The sequence below is a fragment of the Microbulbifer sp. TYP-18 genome (genome assembly GCF_040932045.1).
In the GTDB taxonomy this organism is placed as follows: Bacteria; Pseudomonadota; Gammaproteobacteria; order Pseudomonadales; family Cellvibrionaceae; genus Microbulbifer.
Genome location: NZ_JBFRBC010000022.1, coordinates 14155 through 30538 on the forward strand (window position 1 = coordinate 14155; position 16384 = coordinate 30538).

Genomic DNA, 16384 nt, shown 5'->3' on the forward strand with positions numbered 1-16384 from the left:
TGTGCACCGGCTACCCCAAAAAGGGTAGTTGCCGATAAACCACTGGAACACAAAAACTCTTTGGTGGTAAGCGGAGTCTACAGTATCGGTGGCACACCGCCGCAGGCATATCATTGCGTCCGGGCACAGGGCTGTAAATGTAGCGTTATGGGAAGGGCCAGCCCGACGATATCGCGGACACCCTGAACACGAAGGCGTTCCGGCAACACAAAATTCATGGGACACAGAGGGTCGACAATGCACTATGGTCAGCAAGTCGCGGGGCGGGTTCTCGCCCTGGCGACGGCAATGTTCACCGCGAATTTTTCCATTTGGACCCTCTATGCCGTGCTGGGGGTCCAGTTGCGGGAGCGCTACGCGCTCTCCGCGACCGAGTATGGCATCCTGCTGGCCGCACCGATTTTCAGCGGTGCCCTGTTGCGTTTTCCGGCCGGTCTGCTGGCGGAACACTATTCAACCAAGACACTCATCCTGGTGCAGATGGGTGTGCTGCTGCCCGCCCTGCTTCTGCTGCCCAGCATCGATTCCTACAGTGGGCACCTGCTGGCGGGCTTGTGGCTGGGAATTTCCGGTGTGTCCTTTGTGCTGGGTATTCGCTACATCAGCCCCTGGTTTGAAAAAAAGCACCAGGGCACAGCCATGGGCGTGTTTGGTGCCGGCAATGTCGGTGCCGCCATTACCCTGGCGCTGGCCCCGGCGATCGAAAACTGGTTTGGCCGCGACTGGATAGGGCCTGTGTACGGAGCCGGGCTGCTGTTGCTGATGTTGTCGTTTGCCATCTGGGCGCCGCGGGAAACCCGCTATATGCGCAGCCGGAGCGGGGGCAGTTTATTTGCGGACATGCAGCCCCTGCGCGAGATCAGGGTATGGCGCTACGGGCTCTATTACTATTTTGTCTTCGGCAGCTTTGTCGCGCTGCTGCTGTGGCTGCCGAACTATTACCTGAGTGTCTACGGTGTGAGCACATCCCAGGCCATGGCACTGACACTGGTATTTGTAGCCATATCGAGTTCGGTGCGCGCACTGGGAGGCTGGTTCGCCGACCGCTACGGCGCACGCACGGTGAACTGGAGTGTTTTCTGGACCTGTCTGGTGTGCCTTTTCTTTCTCAGTTACCCGCCCACCAGCATGACCATCCACGGCGTGGAACGGGATGTACATTTGAATATCGAGGTGGGGATAGAGCTGTTTACCCTGTTGTTGCTGGTTATCGGAATCGCCCAGGGGTTCGGCCGCGCCTCGGTTTACAAGGCGCTGCACGACAACTACCCGGCGCATATGGGCAGCGTTGGGGGCACGGTGGCCACCGTTGGTGCACTGGGCGGCTTCACCCTGCCGGTCATGTTTGGCATTGCCCAGGACTTAGTGGGTATTCACAGCGCCGCCTTTATGCTGCTCTACGGAGTGCTCGCCTTTTGCATGCTGGTCATGTATCTGGCGATTCAGCGGGAGCGCCGGCAGCAGCGCCTGGTATTTGCCAGGCAGCATAATTTTCTTCACCAGGGAAGCACGGATGCCGGGGCTTTAACAGATAGGTAGTACCCACTACCAATTTGGTGTTACGCCTGTGTAGAAGCTGAGGGGTAGAAATTTTTATGGGGCGAAAAAAATGGCGGTTTCAACGGCGCCGTAAAAACTGTAATTTGTTGCTGTCCACTCCGACGATGCAATAGGGAAAGCGTAATGACCATGCAAAGATTACCCAAACTTACCGGTGGCTTACTGTTGGGCGCCTGCAGTGTTATCGCATTGCAGGTGAGCGCACAGGACACTGAAACCGGCTCATTCACCGAAGCGCTCAAATCCGGTGAGGTGGGGCTTAACCTGCGCTACCGGGTGGAAACTGTAGACCAGGAGGGTATCGACGAAGATGCGACCGCGTCCACGTTGAGAACCAGGCTCAACTGGCGCAGCGGCAGCTACCGCGGTTTTACCGGTTTTCTGGAGTTGGACGATGTCACCGCCGTTGGCAATGACCACTACAATTCCACTGTAAACGGTGAGTTCGAATACCCGGTAGTCGCCGACCCGGAGGGAACCGAAGTCAACCAGACCTATCTCCGTTACAACGGCGGGAATTCTGTTATTACCGCCGGCCGCCAGAGGATCAACCTGGATTCCCAGCGCTTTGTGGGCGGCGTCGGCTGGCGACAGAACGAACAGACCTATGACGGCCTGCGCTACCAGTATGGCAGTAACGACAGCTTGCAGCTGGATTACAGTTATATCTACCGGGTCAACCGTATTTTTGGCGAAGACAGCTTCAATTCAGATTTCGACGGCGATATTCAGCTGTTGCACGCCACCTATCCGCTGGCAGAGGGGCACAAGCTCAGCGGTTTCGCCTATAACCTGGACCTGGACAACTCTGTCAATAATTCCAGCCGCACCTATGGCCTGGACTACAAGGGGAGTTTCGGGGCGGTCAAGGCGAACCTGAGTTACGCACTCCAGGCCGATACCGGGGACAGCTCCCTCGACTACAGCGCCGATTATTATCTGGCGGAGCTGGGTGCCGACCTGGGTCCGGTGAGTACGAAACTCGGCTATGAGGTGCTGGGTTCCGACAATGGCGTCGGCTTTAAAACCCCTCTGGCCACGCTGCATAAGTTCCAGGGTTTTGCCGACCGCTTCCTGGCGACGCCGGCCGACGGTGTCGAGGACCTGTATATCAGTGGTGCGACAAAAATTGCCGGCGGCAAACTGAGTATGGCCTACCATAACTTCGAGGCCAATGAAGGTTCCGCAACTTACGGCCGGGAGTGGAACCTGAGCTACGGCCGCAAGATCACCGAGGATATTTCCGCGCTGGTCAAGTACGCCAGCTACGACGCCGATGAGTACAGTGTGGACACCGATAAATTCTGGCTGATGGTGACTGCCAATTTCTGACTTGGCGTGATCACCCATGAAAAAACCCGGACAGGACCGGGTTTTTTCATTTGTCTAGCAGTAGCAATTATTGTCTGGGGGCGTGAGATAAGAAAGTCCAGGCTAGCAAAACAATAGCTTTAGGACGTGCTTTAATTCCCCTTCTGATAGAATATGCCTAGAAGCGAAAAATTAGAGTGCCGGACAAAAGGTCCACATCTTCCTCTATTAGTGTGTACTCTGTCTCAAAGGAAACATTTTCACTAAACTTAAAACCGCCACCAAGACCCACTGAACCACCACTATCAGAGGCACTGAAAGAAGCTATATCCACAGTTTCATTGAGATAACCAAGGCGCGCTTTGAAGTAGAGATCGCCTGAAGTCATATAGGTCAGATACAAAGCTTCAGTGGAAATAGAGTAATCAGCCGATGTCGGAGACACCCCAACTCCAAAGACGTCCAGACTTCCATCAGATGCAGAATCAGTATATTCAGCCTCCACTCCCCAGCCTGAGCTCCAGGTATAACCACCGCGAACCCCTACATTGAAAGGGCTGGTTCTTCCAACATCAGTATTCATAAGGCCAAAAACACCACCAATATAAACACCTTCCGCTTGTGATCCGGCCGAGCATAGCAAAGCGACAGCAGCCACCAAGACTTTAAGATTGGAACGCATTCTTCCTCCTTCATCGTTGATTAATATAAAAGCCGGCGGATTCTCACAAATAATGTCCGAAGCTTCAAGTGGCGCCACTGTAAAGAATGAGCAGATTTTTTTCACGTGGAGTAAAAACCCGGCACCGCCCCACATGAATAATTCGCATGTTGATTGACTTTTCCGCTTCCTACTCGGACGACTGTTATGCCTATACATTACAAACTGTCTTTAATCGTCACAAAATCATCAAGCTCGAATCTCTGGGAGGGACAGACTAACGAATAAAGCAGTCTGTATTTTAGTTGACAATACAATACTTCGATGATAAAAAATTTTAATTCAAATATCTGCACTCCTCTCACAACCAGGTTGCTGACAAAGTTTTCCATGGTTTCTCAGGCTCTCGTTTACAACTCATGTCCAGAACCATTCACGATAAATCAAGCAGTCATATGCTGAATTCGCGACCCAAACCTCCCGTTCTGGACAACAGACTGTTGACAAAGCTCTATTCAGAAACTTTCCAATGAGCTCTTGTATCGAAAAATTTCAGATCATTATCGAAGTCGCTAGCTTTTATTGGTCCGGCAATTAAATAAATTTCCAGGTTAATGCGATATAAGGATACACCACCGTCGAGAGAGACAGGCGCAAGTCCTGCCAGGTAATTGTGCGGCCATACTGGCGCGACCGCTTCCTGCGGACTTAAATCCGCTTTCAACAATATTTATTTTTGATGCCTTGCTTCTTCACTCAGCCGTTGGCGGGTCATCAGCATTGCATGCTCTGAACCAAAAAAAGCGCATTGTCAACTATTGCCCCCTATCCCTAGCCGATTGCAATTACTATCCAAATCAGGCCTGAGCATTTTGGCCACGAAGGCCGACACCACCGCAAAAGGGGTACCACCTTTGCCCCAAGCATAAACTGGTCACCCTGATACACTGGAGCCAGTTTAAACACCGAGTCCCACCGCCTACACAGCGCTGATTTTTGATATTGCTGCAGGGTGTCGGGACCGTGGCCGTAACGGCCACCAGGGTCGGGCGGGAAACTGCGCGGCCTCCCTGACTTGGAAAGGCGTTTAATGTTACAGGATAGCTTTGGCCGCAGGTTTTACTACCTGCGCCTGTCCGTCACGGACATCTGCAATTACCGCTGCAACTACTGCCTGCCCGAGGGCATCGGCTGCGGGCGCTCCCTCAAGGGTGAAAATCCCCTGTCGGTATCGGAAGTGGCCACCCTGGTGCGCGCTTTTGCCTCCCTGGGTACGGAAAAGGTGCGCCTCACCGGTGGTGAGCCCTCCCTGCGGAGGGACCTGGTACCTCTGCTGGAAGCGGTGCGGGTCAGTGACCGCATTCGCCGTCTCGCCCTCACCACTAACGGCTACCGGCTGCCCAGCCAGATCGATGCCTGGCACAGCGCCGGCCTGGACCAGATCAATATCAGCATCGACAGCCTCGATCCCGCGCAATTCCGCCAAATCACCGGCCGGGGCCGCCTGGAAACAACCCTGCAGGGCCTGGATCGGGCCCTGGCGCTGGGTATAGACACCAAGGTCAACGCAGTTCTGCTGCGCCAATACAACCTGGACGAACTGGAAAACTTCCTCACCTGGATACGCGTAACCCCGGTAACCCTGCGTTTTATCGAACTGATGCGCACCGGCGATAACCGCGAGTTCTTCGCCAGCAACCATGTCTCCGGTGGCGATATAGAAACCCTGTTGCTGCGGGAAGGATGGGAGCAGGTGATCCGCAGCCGCGATGCCGGTCCGGCGCGGGAGTATTTTCATCCGGATTACGCCGGCCGTATCGGCCTGATTACCCCTTACGGCAAAGACTTCTGTGCAAGCTGCAACCGATTGCGGGTATCTGCCCAGGGCAGGCTGCACCTGTGCCTGTTCGCCGACCAGGGTTTTGATATGCGCGAGATGATCGCCGCCGGCGACAGTGCAGCCCTGGCTGCGCATATCCGCGAGTTGATTGCCGGTAAAACTGCCGGTCACCAACTGCACGAGGGCTTCACCGGTGCCACCCGCAACCTGGCGATGCTGGGGGGCTAGGGGTAATGGCCAGGGCTGTTGTTGGCAAAACGACAATCGGCGTGGTGCTGGCCGGCGGTCGCTCCAGCCGCATGGGCCGCGACAAAGCTCTGCTGGCACACCCCCAATCCGGCAATTTTCTGCAACATGCCGAGACTTTATTGAATGAACTGCCGCTGGAAAAAGTAGTGACCAGCGGCGCGCTCCCTGGAAGTATCCAAGACCTGGTGCCAGAGCGGGGTCCACTGGGAGGCCTTTATTCGGTAGCTCTGGCAACCGTTGCTGACGCCGCTCTGGTAATCCCTGTAGATATGCCCCTGCTGAGGCGGGAGCACCTGGCAGAGTTATTGGCAGAAGGGCAGGCAAGTGGTCGGCCCTGTTATTTTGAAAACTGCTTTTTCCCCCTGTGGCTGCCTTTTACCAGCGAGTGCCTGGATTATTTGCGCCGCGCCGTTGAGGGCAGTGCGCGCAATTCTGTTGGCGCGCTACTGCGTCACCTGGGGGGCGAATCCATACCCATAAAAAGTGCTGGCGATTGGCACCGCAATATCAATACGCCGACGGATTATCTCGGCCTGAGCACGCCGAATAAAACTCCAGAAAACAGTTTTTTTAGAGAGCACTGATGATGTCCGCACACGCTAGCAAAGAATTCGTACCGCTCAATATCGCGGTATTCACTGTATCCGATACCCGCAACGAGCAGACCGATACCTCTGGCCAGTACCTGGTGGAAGCCCTCAAAACTGCCGGCCACCGGCTCGCCGACAAGCGCATTACACCGGACGATATTTACCAGATGCGCGCGGTGGTTTCCGCCTGGATTGCGGACCCCGAAATACAGGTGGTGCTGGTGACCGGTGGCACCGGTTTTACCGAGCGCGACTCCACCCCGGAGGCCTTGAGCCCGCTGTTCGATAAAACCGTCGACGGCTTCGGCGAGCTGTTCCGTCATATCTCCCTGGGGGAGATCGGCGGCTCCACCGTGCAGTCCCGCGCACTCGCCGGCCTCGCTAATCGCACACTGATATGCTGTATGCCCGGCTCCACCGGCGCCTGCCGCACGGCCTGGGAAGGGATATTGCTGGAACAGCTGGATGCCCGCCACAAGCCCTGCAATTTTATTCCGCATCTGCGCTTTGCCAGCGCACCCTGCGAGAGCCGGGGATAATTTATGAGCCAGTTAACCCACCTAAACCAGCGCGGTGAAGCCAGCATGGTGGATGTCACTGGGAAAGACATCACCGACCGCAGCGCCCTGGCCGAGAGCCGTATCTGCATGAGTGCAGAGGCTTTTGCACTGCTGAGCCAGGGGGCGCACAAGAAAGGCGATGTGTTATCGGTGGCCCGCATTGCCGGTATTCAGGCTGCCAAGAAAACCTCGGATTTAATTCCCCTGTGCCATCCACTGGCGCTGACCAAGGTAGCCGTGGATTTCGAATTGCAGCCGGAAAAACACAGTGTGCATATCACGGCTTTCTGCCGCCTGGCCGGGCGCACCGGTGTGGAAATGGAGGCATTAACTGCAGCCTCGGTGGCGGCGCTGACCATTTACGATATGTGCAAGGCGGTAGACCCGTCTATGGCAATCGGTCCGACCCGGTTGCTGCAAAAAACCGGCGGCAAACGCGGCCACCGGCGCGGCGCCGGGTTGGACAAAACGTAAAAATTTCAGAGGTAAAAAGCGATGGTGAAGGTTCTGTTTTTCGCGCGCCTGCGCCAGCAGTTGGGCAGGGACGAAACTATCCTGGCAGATTTTTCCGGCAGCCTCGGTGACCTGCGCGAAACCCTATGTGAGCAACACCCGGATTGGCGCGCACACCTGCAACGGGAGGATATCCGTATGGCGCTGAACCAGGCGCTGGCGGACACCGGGGACCGGGTGCAGGCCGGGGATGAAGTCGCATTTTTCCCGCCGGTCACTGGTGGCTAGTGGTGTCCGTATGAAATCCGTTGATCGTATCGCAGTGTGTGAAACACCGCTCGATGTGGCTGGCGAATATGCGGCCCTGCAGGGCAGCAGCGGCGATGGTGCCTGCGCCCTGTTTGTGGGCAGCGTACGCGATTTCAATGCCGGTAGTGATGTCTGCGGCCTGGCCCTGGAGCACTATCCGGGCATGACCGAAAAAAGCCTGCAAGGCATTATTAGCGATGCGCGCAGCCGCTGGCCTTTGGGTCGTGTGGCCATTGTTCACCGGGTTGGCCCCATGCAGATCAACGATGAGATTGTTTTTGTCGGCGTCACCAGCCCCCACCGCCAGGCCGCCTTTGCCGCCTGCCAGTACATCATGGACCGCCTCAAAACCGAGGCGCCTTTCTGGAAGCACGAAACCATTTCAGATCAGTCCGGTAACACCTCGCAGCGCTGGATCGAGGCCCGTGCCAGCGATGCGGCGGAGATGGGAAAGTGGTCCGCCGGCTGAACCTGCTGCTATCCGCTTTACTGGCGGCTATCGCGCTGCCAGTGAATGCGGATAACTGCACCTTGCGAGTAGCGGTAGCGACCAGCTTTCGCCCGGCGCTGGAGCAGGTGTTGCCGGAATTTGGGCGCCGCCATGCCTGTGTGGTGCAAATCAACAGCGGCAGTTCCGGGGTGCTCTACCAACAGATAGCACACGGCGCCCCCTTCGATTTATTTCTGTCCGCCGATCGCGAGCGTCCCGAACTGCTGGAAAAACAGGGCGGGGCACTGGGCAACAGTCGCCGGACTTACGCCCTGGGTTTACTCGCGCTTTGGCATCCAAAATCGGAATCGCATATCGAGCAGTTACTGCAAACATGGCCCGATAAAATCGTATTAGCTGACCCCAAAGTAGCGCCCTTCGGCAATGCCGCCCGGCAGGTATTGGAAAACCTTGGTTTATGGGAGAAAAAACAAACTCAATTGGCCCGAGCCCACAACGCCGGCCAGGCCTACTTAATGCTGGATTCCGGCAATGCGCAGTTGGGCTTTGTCGCCGCCAGCCAGATGCGCGCAGCCGGGCGCACTAACTTCTGGTTGCTGCCGCAGCATTGGTATCGCCCGATTGAACAGCAGCTGGTGATTCCCATTAAGAGCCGCCACCCCAAAAAAGCACAGGCCCTCACCGATTATTTGCGTTCGCCGGAAGTGCAGTTGCAACTGCGCCGCCTGGGTTACGGTGTTTTACCGGCACAATATTCACGGAATGATGGAGGTAGCGGGGTATGACCATCGCCGCTGCCGACTGGCAGGCCCTGTGGCTGACCTTAAAACTGGCCGGGCTGACGACCCTGCTGCTGTTTATGATTGGCGTGCCCCTGTCCTGGCAGTTGAGCCAGTGGCAGAGCCGCTGGCGTCACGCTATCGAAGTCTTGATTACCCTGCCACTGGTATTGCCGCCTACGGTGCTGGGTTTTTATTTGCTGTTGTTGTTTTCCCCCAATTTCGCCCCCGGTCAGTGGTTGTCACAGCTTTTTGGCGGCCCATTGGTATTTTCTTTCACCGGCCTGGTGTTTGCCTCGGTGATTTATTCCCTGCCGTTTATGGTGCAGCCGCTGCTGGCTGCTTTTCGCACCAACGGCCAGCGCCTGACCCAGGCCGCCGCTGCACTGGGTATTCCACCCTGGGTGGCGCTATGGAAAGTACTCCTGCCCGCAAGCCGTGCGGCAATTGTGAGCGCCTGTGCGCTGACTTTTGCCCACACATTGGGTGAGTTTGGCGTGGTGCTGATGATCGGGGGCGCAATTCCCGGTGAGACCCAAGTGGTTTCCATCGCGCTCTACCAGCATGTGGAAACGATGGAGTATGGTGCGGCGCACCGTCTGGCCCTGATGTTAATGGGGCTGACCACCGTACTCTTACTGGTGGCCCGTTGGCTGGGATATGTCCTGGCGCCGCGCAGCTCGAATACAGCGCCTCCCAGGCCGATGCTGGGGGTATTGGGCTAATGGAAATCTCCCTGCGCCTGTTGAGTACCGCCACCACTATTCCTGACTCTACCGGGCTCAGCGTCGAAGGGCTGGTGACCTCCTTCAATGCTGCTACTCCCTGGCAATTACGCCTACCGGCCAGTGGTGTTTTCGGCCTGACCGGCCCCTCCGGCGGCGGCAAGAGTACATTGCTGGCGGCCCTGGCCGGCCAGCGCCGCTGCCGCGGTAAAATCTCTTTTGCCAATACCGTCTGGCAGCGTGGGCGCCGCACGCTGTCTACCCACAAGCGCGCCCTCTCTCTGGGGTTTCAGGACAGTCGCCTGTTTGCCGGGCAGTCGGTGGCAGACAACCTGGCGCTGGCCCGCCGCTACAGCCGCAGGCCATTGCCCGGGGAGGAGTGTGATCAGCTGCTGACGGCTTTTGGTATGGCACCGCTGTTACATCAGCCGGTGGAGTTATTATCCGGTGGCGAGGCCCAGCGGGTGGCACTGTTGCGCCAGCTGTTCCACAATGCACCTCTGCAGTTGTTCGATGAGCCACTGTCGGCAGTGGACCGGAACCAGGTACTCCGTCACCTTCTGCCGACCCTGAGGGATTTCTGGGCCCGCCATCCGACACTGGTAATCTGGACCAGCCACGACTTCGACGAGATACAATTACTGGCTCAGCAGTGCCTGTGGATGGCGTCTGCGGATTTGTCCGCCCCGCTGTCCCTGGCGGAAGCGGCCCGGCTGCTGGACTTCGGTACACTGGGGGAGAGCTGCCACAGCCGTATCGAAGCGCGGGTGGAATCCCTGCACCATGGCCTGCTGAGTTTGGATTTGGGTGGGGTTCCTCTCTTTGGGGACAGGGTCGCCGGCCACTATCGCAAAGGCGAAACGGCGACTTTTCTGCTGCAGGCCGGGGATATCAGCCTCAGCCTGGAGGAACCGGGCCCGTCCAGTATTTTGAATTGCCTGCCGGTGACTCTGGCTGGAAAACAGAATCTGGCCGATGGCCGCATACGCCTGCAATTAACTGCCGCAGGGCAGATGTTGTACGCGGATATTTCCCGCCTCTCTTATGAGCGGCTGCAGCTGTGCCGGGGGAAAGGCTACTTTGCCCAATTTAAGGCGGGAAGCCTGCTCGGTCTTTAGCGGACTGTTGAAAAAATATTTTCGGCATTCTGCTTTGCCGAGCAGAGATGTACGAACCGCAACTCAAGAGTGCAACTGCTTGATTTGCCGTGGAGGGTTTGCGGACACGCGCCGAAAAGCCGGCTTGAGAAAAGCCAGGAAAGGCTTTCCAACAACCTGTTAAAAGTCGGTTATCCGGGTATCGAGGAATTACGTTGATCAGTCACAAACAGCGCGCCCGCTACGGCCGCCAGATTATGTTGCCGCAGATGGGCGAACAGGCGCAGGAAAAGCTCGCCGCCGCCCGCGTGATGGTGGTGGGGCTGGGGGGCCTGGGCTGCCCGGCGACCCTCTACCTGGCCGCTGCGGGGGTTGGCGAACTGCACCTGGTGGACGGGGACACTGTGGAACTCTCCAACCTGCAGCGTCAGGTGTTGTACAAAACCAACCACCTGCACAAGCCCAAAGCACAGGTGGCGGCGCAGCAATTGCAGGCCGCCAACCCGGACATCCGCATAGTGCCGCACCTGTGTATGGCCACCGAACCCTGGTTGCAGCAGCAGTTGGGGGGCATCGACCTGGTGCTCGACTGCACCGACAATATGGCTTCCCGCTTCAGTATCAACCGCGTCTGCCGCGCCCTGGGGATACCACTCATCCTGGCTTCGGCACAGGGCTTTTCCGCACAACTGGTCACCTTTGATTTCCGCCAGCCGGATTCGCCCTGCTACGCCTGCCTGTTCACCGAAACAGAAACGGAGCCGGGCGGCAATTGCGAAACCCTGGGCGTGCTGGGTCCAGTGCTGGGTGTGATCGGCAGCGCCCAGGCGCTGGAGGCGATCAAACTGATTGCGGGGCTCACCCCCGCCAGCCTTAACAGGTTGCAGCTGTTCGAGGCGGAAACCCTGGAGTGGCGCAGGCTGAACCTGGGCGAGGCGCGCTGTGACGCCTGTAGTGGGAAGGCCGGGACCCCGGGCTAGGGCCCATCGACCCTAGCAGGCTGTTGAAATTCGAAGAATTTCGACGCCTGGTGCCGGAATATGGATGTTCCGGCAAAATCAACGACGCCTAAGTCGTTGATTTTGGGAGAAAAGTGAAAATCACATTTTTCGCTTTTCGTGTTTTGAAACAGGCAGGATGCCTTTTTCAACAACCTGCTAGGGACCCTCTACTGAAGTTTTTCCGAGTGGTAGGCTTTGTACAGCTCCACCGGTCTGGCCTGTTTCTTGCGCAGACGCAAATTGAGTACTTCCACCGCGATGGAAAACGCCATAGCGAAGTAGATATAACCCTTGGGCACATGGACCTCGACCCCTTCGAGGATCAGGGTAAAGCCCACCAGGATCAAAAAGGAGAGAGCCAGCATTTTTACCGTTGGGTGCCGCTCGACAAATTCACCGATGGGCTTGGCCGCCACCAGCATTACCGCCACGGCGAGAATAATTGCAATGGCCATGATGGAGATCTGATCCACCAGCCCCACCGCTGTGATAACCGAATCCAGCGAGAAAACAATATCGAGGATGGCGATCTGCACCAGCACCATGCCGAAACTCGATACTGCCCCGGACCCGGAACCCCCGTCGGCGCCCTCCAGGCTGTGGTGGATCTCGTGGGTGGCCTTGAACAGCAGGAACAGGCCCCCACCAATCAGTATCACGTCGCGACCGGAAATTTCGTGCCCGAAGACGCTGAACCAGGGCTCCACCAGCCCCATGATCCAGACGATGGAAAACAACAGCCCCAGGCGGGTGAGCATGGCCAGGGTCAGACCGATAAAACGAGCCGGCTCGCGCTGCCGGGGCGGCAAACGGCCGACCAGAATCGAAATAAAGATGATGTTGTCGATGCCCAGAACGATTTCCAGGGCCGCCAGGGTGGCCAGTGCTACCCAGGCTTCCGGGCTTGCCATCCATTCGAACATTCGATCGCTCCTATTCGCGGCGTTGCTGTTAATGCGGCAATCAAACCGATGGTCTGCCATCGAGTTGATTCTTGCCCTGGAAATCCTGCACAGCTGGGCGCGACCGGTGGGATTTCAAAAATCTGCGCCGGCACAGTGGGGAAACCCTGCTCCAATTCCCTGCGCTGGCGGTTGGCAATGCTAGCAGGCTGTTGAAATTCGAAGAATTTCGACGCCTGGTACCGGAATATGGATGTTCCGGCAAAATCAACGACGCCTAAGTCGTTGATTTTGGGAGAAAAGTGAAAATCACATTTTTCGCTTTTCGTGTTTTGAAACAGGCAGGATGCCTTTTTCAACAACCTGCTAGGAGTCCTCCGCGAGCCAGGCCATGGCCTGCTCCCGATCCTCGAACAAGCGGGCCTCGCCACCGATGAACCAGGAGGCCGCTTTGGTGGCGACTTCCTGCCAGCGCTCATGTCCCACCACTGCAATTCGTTTGAACTGGCGCCCGTGCTTGAGGCCGAATTTCAGGTCGTCCCAGGCCGCCCGCGCCTCCCACCCTTCCAGTTCGGTGGCATCGACCAGCACGTTGATCTGGGGGTGTTTAACGCCAACCAGGGCCGACTCTACCATGGGCACCATGATCTCGTAATCCCCGTGGGTGAGTTTGCCGCGTGCACTCAGGGACAGGAAAAAGTGCTCGCCCCGGCCCTCGATACCCACGGAAAGTCCATGCCGCTTTACGTCCATATGCATTCTCCATCTGCGATTTAAAAAGGGATTTGCGTACCTGCGCCACCAACCCGGGCCGGGAAAAGCCAGGGCGGGCTTTATCGATCAGCTGTTATCCGTTGTCGGGGTCTTGCGACACTGTGGCCGGCTGCCCACAGTTCCAGCAGTAGTCAAACGCCGCACCGTTTTGCTCGCCGCAGCCGCGGCACACCCATTCCGCCCCGCTTGGGTCGTCATTGTCCCGCAGCAGCTGCTGGGCGCGCTCGTAGTCCCGCTCCCGTTCCAGCCACAGCTCCGGCCAGGCCTGGTGCGGTGCCAGCTCACCGGTGGCCCCCTGGGCGTATTCGTTGCGCAGGAATACGGGGATACCGGCAACTTCGAGCTTGCTCTTGGCAAGCTCGACCAGCAAACGATTTTCGTGGGTAAAAATCAGGCGCGAAGACATAGTGATTCCCCTATGGCTGCACAGTTTAATCAGTAGGTTGTCCCTATCCGAGTTTGGCCCTCTACTTTGGACAAATGTCGCAACAGCACAAGCTTAACAGCATGCGACAGGAAATACAGCTTAGACAGGCTGAAAAATATGACTACTAGTCCTTATATACAGGCTTGCTTGGAAATTTTCTATGAAAGATAATGACTGACCTACAAAAAATATAAACATAAAAGCTCCCTTATGAATAAGAAAATTATATTCGCCTTTCTCTTGCTGGCCGGACTGATCAGTGGTTGCGCTCACAATTTTGGTGGCTTGACCCATTACTCTGTCGCTAATGGAGAAATCGACAAGCAGGTGCTTAATAACGTTATTGTTATACCAGTCGACGCCAGTGCCTACGAATTAGGTATCGCAAACCTGGAAAAAGTCCCCGAGTGGTCCGAGCGGGCCCAAAAGGTATTGCAAACGCAGTTAGACGCGATGTTTGATGGTGAAGTCCAGATCAATTCCGCCGCCATGCCGGAACTCAACGCTGAAGAAAAGCTGACGCTTGACGAACATATTGCGGTGTATCGCGAGGTGGTCAAAGCGCTGCGGGGACAACAGGCTGTCTCCGGGTGGCAACATAAAAAGTCACGGGTTGATGGCACTGTGGGAAGCGGGCTCCAGTTTTTGCAGGAGAAAACCGGCTCCGAAACGGCGTTGGTGGTCTCAGGTCTGGATGTCAAATCCTCTGGCGGACGCATGGTAGCAGCCGGTGTCGCCGCCTTGATGGGGGTGGGAATTCCAATGGGCCACTCGGAAGTCATCGTCGGCTTCGTTAACTTGGGCAGTGGCGATGTGCTTTGGTCAAACCATTCCTTCAGCACTTCGCATGGGCTAACCACCAATCAAGATGCACGCAGTATGTTGCAGGCCGCTTTTTCAGGACACGATAAGTTTTTAGCCGACCTGGAAGAAGATCGGTGAGCACCGTGCACCGCAACTATACAAAACTCTGCAAAAATGGAATTTGTACTGCACTAATGGCAGCGAGCGTGGGATGCGCGAACATTGCGCCCCTGGAGGCGGGCAAGCCGATCAAGGCCGACACTGAGGGGGCGTCACGTTTGTGGCATGCCGCTGACGAGTTCGAACACGGTTTGGTGAAGATGGGACTTGTGTATCAAGACCCCGCGCTTACTCAGTATGTTCAATCAGTATACGATCGACTGTTTCCAGAATTCGCCGGGAACTCTCGGGTTAAAATCCTCAATGACACTGCCTTAAATGCATTTGCACTACCAAATGGTAACATTTATGTGAACAGCGGCCTGATAGCCACTTTGGAAAATGAAGCCCAGCTGGCATCGGTACTTTCACATGAAGGCATTCACTTCATCCACAGGCATTCGGAAAGGCAACGCCAATCCAATAGTGTCGCAGCTGGGGTAGGCCTTTCGGCAGCAATGCTGGGTATTCCGTTTGCGCATTTATTTGTATACGGAAGTATGTCCGGATATTCCCGCTCTCTGGAGCGCGAGGCGGATAAGGAGGGGCTAACCCGCTACCTCAACAGCGGTTATGCGGGCTCAGAGGCCGCCAAGGCATTTGAAGCACTGGATCGAGAGGCACAATTGCAGGAAGAAGAATCCGTCCCCTATTTCTTCTCTTCACACCCGAAACTCAAAGCGCGCATCACCAGCTACCGGGAAATGACCGCAACGCAGCAAGAGGGGGGGGACATTCTTCCTCAAATCTACGCCGATAATATCCGACCTATCTGGCTGTCTGTGCTTGATGGCAAGCTGTCTTCAGGCAATTACAGCTCGTTGATCGGGTTAGCGGAGCAAAATAAATTTGCGCGTGAATTCGGCGCACAGAATGTGTTTTATGCCGCCGAAGCATTTCGACTCCGCAATGAGGAAGGTGATATTGCAAAAGCCACGGAATATTATCAGACAAGTATTGAGAGAAACCCAAACTATGCTCCTCCGTATCGGGCACTCGGCATCATAGCGTACAAAAAGGAGGATTTTGTTGGTGCCGCCGAATATTTTGAGCGCTATCTAGTGTTGGCTCCGAGTGCACCTGAGAGCGCGTTTGTCAAACAATACCTGGAAACAATTAGAACAAAGGCCAAGTCATGAGAAGTTTATTTAAATTTATAACAATGACCATGATCCTCGTGGGACTAACCGCCTGCCAAGTCTGGCGACCTTTGGAGGCAGGATTTATCGAAGGTGAAAAGTCCTTCCGCCTTTCAGTACCAGAAGGCTGGACTCAGCATGTAGCAGACTCGAACCGTGTCATGATCAGTAAGGATTGGCCGACTCTCAATTGGGTTGAATTCGATCGCTACAGCTTCGCTGAAGTCAATAAGGAAATGGACGCCCGCATCGACGAAAACAGCGTAGTGACCGAGGTGGCGGCCTATTATCGGGCTGGTATGGAAAAACAATTGGAAATGCCCACCATCAATGAATTATCCCTTACTCCAGCCACAGTAGCTGGGGAGCCAGCGTTTCGCATGGAACTCAACTTCGCGAACCCCCAGGGAGTCACCTTTAATGTGCTCGCCTACGGCTTTATCAAAGACGGGAACTTTTACGAATTGATGTTTCAGGCACCAAGAGTACACTTTTACAACGAAAGTCTCGCTGAGTTCGAGGCGATGGTTGCATCCTTTGAGCTAATCTGACCTGGTGATACAAGAGCAACAGGGTGATGCTGTACGGCGGCG

The 16384-nt window shown here is 56.0% G+C and carries 20 protein-coding genes and 1 riboswitch; of the genes, 15 read left to right on the top strand and 5 right to left on the bottom strand.

The annotated features are described in order from the left end of the window. The first annotated feature begins 237 nt into the window (after nucleotides 1-237). Together ABVT36_RS15365 and ABVT36_RS15370 are read left to right on the top strand one after the other, a co-directional pair. Nucleotides 238-1539, top strand: a complete 1302-nt coding sequence (locus ABVT36_RS15365) for a nitrate/nitrite transporter (RefSeq protein WP_368457326.1) — start codon at nucleotides 238-240, stop codon at nucleotides 1537-1539. A gap of 144 nt (nucleotides 1540-1683) precedes the next feature. Continuing rightward, entirely contained in the window at nucleotides 1684-2892 is a 1209-nt protein-coding gene (locus ABVT36_RS15370) for an alginate export family protein (protein ID WP_368457327.1), read from the top strand. A 157-nt stretch (nucleotides 2893-3049) separates the two neighbouring features. Here the strand turns inward: ABVT36_RS15370 and ABVT36_RS15375 are convergent, their stop codons facing one another. Beyond that, nucleotides 3050-3658 carry an outer membrane beta-barrel protein gene (locus ABVT36_RS15375; protein WP_368457328.1) on the bottom strand — a complete coding sequence of 203 codons (609 nt, stop codon included), beginning with the start codon at nucleotides 3656-3658 and terminating at the stop codon, nucleotides 3050-3052. Between the two features lie 825 nt (nucleotides 3659-4483). Beyond that, nucleotides 4484-4634, top strand: a riboswitch (molybdenum cofactor riboswitch). Here ABVT36_RS15375 and moaA point away from each other — a divergent pair. From moaA to ABVT36_RS15425, 10 genes are all read left to right on the top strand, one after another. After that, on the top strand, nucleotides 4623-5600 hold the full coding sequence (gene moaA / locus ABVT36_RS15380) for a GTP 3',8-cyclase MoaA (RefSeq protein ID WP_368457329.1): 978 nt from the start codon (nucleotides 4623-4625) through the stop codon (nucleotides 5598-5600). Its footprint overlaps the riboswitch before it by 12 nt. A gap of 5 nt (nucleotides 5601-5605) precedes the next feature. Next, complete coding sequence (locus tag ABVT36_RS15385; RefSeq protein ID WP_368457330.1) at nucleotides 5606-6205, top strand: molybdenum cofactor guanylyltransferase; 600 nt, start codon at nucleotides 5606-5608, stop codon at nucleotides 6203-6205. Between the two features lie 2 nt (nucleotides 6206-6207). Beyond that, the gene (gene moaB / locus ABVT36_RS15390; RefSeq protein ID WP_368457367.1) at nucleotides 6208-6750 is read left to right on the top strand and encodes a molybdenum cofactor biosynthesis protein B; all 543 of its coding nucleotides are present in this window, start codon (nucleotides 6208-6210) and stop codon (nucleotides 6748-6750) included. 3 nt (nucleotides 6751-6753) lie between these two features. Continuing rightward, on the top strand, nucleotides 6754-7245 hold the full coding sequence (gene moaC / locus ABVT36_RS15395) for a cyclic pyranopterin monophosphate synthase MoaC (RefSeq protein WP_368457331.1): 492 nt from the start codon (nucleotides 6754-6756) through the stop codon (nucleotides 7243-7245). 21 nt (nucleotides 7246-7266) lie between these two features. Continuing rightward, nucleotides 7267-7512 (top strand): molybdopterin converting factor subunit 1, encoded by a 246-nt coding sequence (gene moaD / locus ABVT36_RS15400; protein ID WP_368457332.1) that lies wholly within the window; start codon nucleotides 7267-7269, stop codon nucleotides 7510-7512. 10 nt (nucleotides 7513-7522) lie between these two features. Then, the gene (gene moaE / locus ABVT36_RS15405; protein ID WP_368457333.1) at nucleotides 7523-8002 is read left to right on the top strand and encodes a molybdopterin synthase catalytic subunit MoaE; all 480 of its coding nucleotides are present in this window, start codon (nucleotides 7523-7525) and stop codon (nucleotides 8000-8002) included. Then, nucleotides 7987-8769, top strand: a complete 783-nt coding sequence (modA, locus tag ABVT36_RS15410) for a molybdate ABC transporter substrate-binding protein (protein ID WP_368457334.1) — start codon at nucleotides 7987-7989, stop codon at nucleotides 8767-8769. The genes moaE and modA overlap by 16 nt, the downstream gene beginning before the upstream one ends. Then, nucleotides 8766-9488 carry a molybdate ABC transporter permease subunit gene (gene modB, locus ABVT36_RS15415; protein WP_368457335.1) on the top strand — a complete coding sequence of 241 codons (723 nt, stop codon included), beginning with the start codon at nucleotides 8766-8768 and terminating at the stop codon, nucleotides 9486-9488. Before modA ends, modB begins: the two co-directional genes overlap by 4 nt. Next, nucleotides 9488-10606 carry an ATP-binding cassette domain-containing protein gene (locus tag ABVT36_RS15420; protein ID WP_368457336.1) on the top strand — a complete coding sequence of 373 codons (1119 nt, stop codon included), beginning with the start codon at nucleotides 9488-9490 and terminating at the stop codon, nucleotides 10604-10606. The genes modB and ABVT36_RS15420 overlap by 1 nt, the downstream gene beginning before the upstream one ends. Nucleotides 10607-10800: 194 nt before the next feature. Next, a complete protein-coding gene (locus ABVT36_RS15425; RefSeq protein ID WP_367151294.1) occupies nucleotides 10801-11565 on the top strand; it encodes a ThiF family adenylyltransferase in 765 nt (254 codons plus the stop codon). A gap of 188 nt (nucleotides 11566-11753) precedes the next feature. Here ABVT36_RS15425 and ABVT36_RS15430 read toward each other — a convergent pair whose 3' ends face one another. The 4 genes from ABVT36_RS15430 to ABVT36_RS15445 form a co-directional block, all read right to left on the bottom strand. After that, nucleotides 11754-12509: a TerC family protein gene (locus ABVT36_RS15430; RefSeq protein ID WP_368457337.1), complete on the bottom strand. Its 756-nt coding sequence runs from the start codon at nucleotides 12507-12509 to the stop codon at nucleotides 11754-11756. After that, on the bottom strand, nucleotides 12473-12847 hold the full coding sequence (locus ABVT36_RS15435) for a hypothetical protein (protein WP_368457338.1): 375 nt from the start codon (nucleotides 12845-12847) through the stop codon (nucleotides 12473-12475). Before ABVT36_RS15435 ends, ABVT36_RS15430 begins: the two co-directional genes overlap by 37 nt. 7 nt (nucleotides 12848-12854) lie before the next feature. After that, nucleotides 12855-13241: an STAS/SEC14 domain-containing protein gene (locus ABVT36_RS15440; RefSeq protein WP_367151296.1), complete on the bottom strand. Its 387-nt coding sequence runs from the start codon at nucleotides 13239-13241 to the stop codon at nucleotides 12855-12857. 94 nt (nucleotides 13242-13335) lie between these two features. Further along, the gene (locus tag ABVT36_RS15445; protein ID WP_368457339.1) at nucleotides 13336-13668 is read right to left on the bottom strand and encodes a DUF2007 domain-containing protein; all 333 of its coding nucleotides are present in this window, start codon (nucleotides 13666-13668) and stop codon (nucleotides 13336-13338) included. 231 nt (nucleotides 13669-13899) lie between these two features. On the opposite strand from ABVT36_RS15445, the gene ABVT36_RS15450 reads away from it, so the two are divergent. The 3 genes from ABVT36_RS15450 to ABVT36_RS15460 all read left to right on the top strand — a co-directional run bounded on the left by ABVT36_RS15450 (nucleotide 13900) and on the right by ABVT36_RS15460 (nucleotide 16342). Further along, nucleotides 13900-14631 (top strand): hypothetical protein, encoded by a 732-nt coding sequence (locus ABVT36_RS15450; protein ID WP_368457340.1) that lies wholly within the window; start codon nucleotides 13900-13902, stop codon nucleotides 14629-14631. Nucleotides 14632-14636: 5 nt separating this feature from the next. Further along, nucleotides 14637-15791 carry a M48 family metalloprotease gene (locus ABVT36_RS15455; RefSeq protein ID WP_368457341.1) on the top strand — a complete coding sequence of 385 codons (1155 nt, stop codon included), beginning with the start codon at nucleotides 14637-14639 and terminating at the stop codon, nucleotides 15789-15791. A gap of 161 nt (nucleotides 15792-15952) precedes the next feature. Beyond that, nucleotides 15953-16342 carry a hypothetical protein gene (locus ABVT36_RS15460; protein ID WP_368457342.1) on the top strand — a complete coding sequence of 130 codons (390 nt, stop codon included), beginning with the start codon at nucleotides 15953-15955 and terminating at the stop codon, nucleotides 16340-16342. Nucleotides 16343-16384: the final 42 nt, after the last annotated feature.

Bases quoted from the DNA above. Each gene is read 5' to 3' on its own strand.
- ABVT36_RS15365 (WP_368457326.1), top strand. From the start codon at position 238: ATGCACTATGGTCAGCAAGTCGCGGGGCGGGTTCTCGCCCTGGCGACG.
- ABVT36_RS15370 (WP_368457327.1), top strand. From the start codon at position 1,684: ATGACCATGCAAAGATTACCCAAACTTACCGGTGGCTTACTGTTGGGC.
- moaA (WP_368457329.1), top strand. From the start codon at position 4,623: ATGTTACAGGATAGCTTTGGCCGCAGGTTTTACTACCTGCGCCTGTCC.
- ABVT36_RS15385 (WP_368457330.1), top strand. From the start codon at position 5,606: ATGGCCAGGGCTGTTGTTGGCAAAACGACAATCGGCGTGGTGCTGGCC.
- moaB (WP_368457367.1), top strand. From the start codon at position 6,208: ATGTCCGCACACGCTAGCAAAGAATTCGTACCGCTCAATATCGCGGTA.
- moaC (WP_368457331.1), top strand. From the start codon at position 6,754: ATGAGCCAGTTAACCCACCTAAACCAGCGCGGTGAAGCCAGCATGGTG.
- moaD (WP_368457332.1), top strand. From the start codon at position 7,267: ATGGTGAAGGTTCTGTTTTTCGCGCGCCTGCGCCAGCAGTTGGGCAGG.
- moaE (WP_368457333.1), top strand. From the start codon at position 7,523: ATGAAATCCGTTGATCGTATCGCAGTGTGTGAAACACCGCTCGATGTG.
- modB (WP_368457335.1), top strand. From the start codon at position 8,766: ATGACCATCGCCGCTGCCGACTGGCAGGCCCTGTGGCTGACCTTAAAA.
- ABVT36_RS15420 (WP_368457336.1), top strand. From the start codon at position 9,488: ATGGAAATCTCCCTGCGCCTGTTGAGTACCGCCACCACTATTCCTGAC.
- ABVT36_RS15430 (WP_368457337.1), bottom strand. From the start codon at position 12,509: ATGTTCGAATGGATGGCAAGCCCGGAAGCCTGGGTAGCACTGGCCACC.
- ABVT36_RS15440 (WP_367151296.1), bottom strand. From the start codon at position 13,241: ATGGACGTAAAGCGGCATGGACTTTCCGTGGGTATCGAGGGCCGGGGC.
- ABVT36_RS15445 (WP_368457339.1), bottom strand. From the start codon at position 13,668: ATGTCTTCGCGCCTGATTTTTACCCACGAAAATCGTTTGCTGGTCGAG.
- ABVT36_RS15450 (WP_368457340.1), top strand. From the start codon at position 13,900: ATGAATAAGAAAATTATATTCGCCTTTCTCTTGCTGGCCGGACTGATC.
- ABVT36_RS15460 (WP_368457342.1), top strand. From the start codon at position 15,953: ATGATCAGTAAGGATTGGCCGACTCTCAATTGGGTTGAATTCGATCGC.